Genomic DNA, 674 nt, shown 5'->3' on the forward strand with positions numbered 1-674 from the left:
ACGCGGACCGGGTCGATCAGCATGACGTCGGCGAGCTTGGCGATCGCCGGCGGCATGGTGGCGCTGAAGAACATCGTCCGGCGCTCCTTCGGCACCTGGGCGACGATCTTGGTGATGACCGGGAAGAAGCCCTGGTCGAGCATCTGGTCGGCCTCGTCGAGGACGAGCACCTCGGTCATGTCCAGGCGCGCATGACGCGTCTGCATGTGATCGACCAAACGGCCCGGCGTGGCAACGAGCACGTCGACGCCGCGCGCCAGCGCCCGCTGCTGCGGCACATGGCCGACGCCGCCGAACACCGTCGCGACGGAGAAGCCCATGTGGCGGCCGTAGCTCTTGAAGGACTCGGCGATCTGCGAGGCGAGCTCGCGCGTGGGCGAGAGGACCAGCACGCGGCAGCCGCCGCGCGGCGGACGCCCGCCGCCCTCGGCGAGGCGGTGGAGGATCGGCAAGGCGAAGGCGGCGGTCTTGCCGGTGCCGGTCTGCGCGATGCCCAGGATGTCGCGGCCCGTCAGGGCCGGGGGGATGGCCTGCGCCTGGATCGGCGTCGGCGTGGTGTGGCCGGCCTGCTCCAGGGCGGTGAGGAGGAGCGGGTTGAGGTTCAGTTCAGCGAAAGTGGTCATGATGAATCCAGCTGCACGGCGCGCGTCTTCGCGGCCGTGGGAGAGTGGGGT

1 protein-coding gene is annotated in these 674 nt (G+C 70.6%); it reads right to left on the reverse strand.

Annotation, left to right across the window (positions count from 1 at the left end):
- On the reverse strand, nucleotides 1-623 hold a 623-nt coding region (locus AC1DWF_RS35085), incomplete at its 3' end, for a DEAD/DEAH box helicase (protein WP_476843082.1).
- Nucleotides 624-674: the final 51 nt, after the last annotated feature.

Source organism: Aminobacter sp. P4_D5, assembly GCF_056401815.1.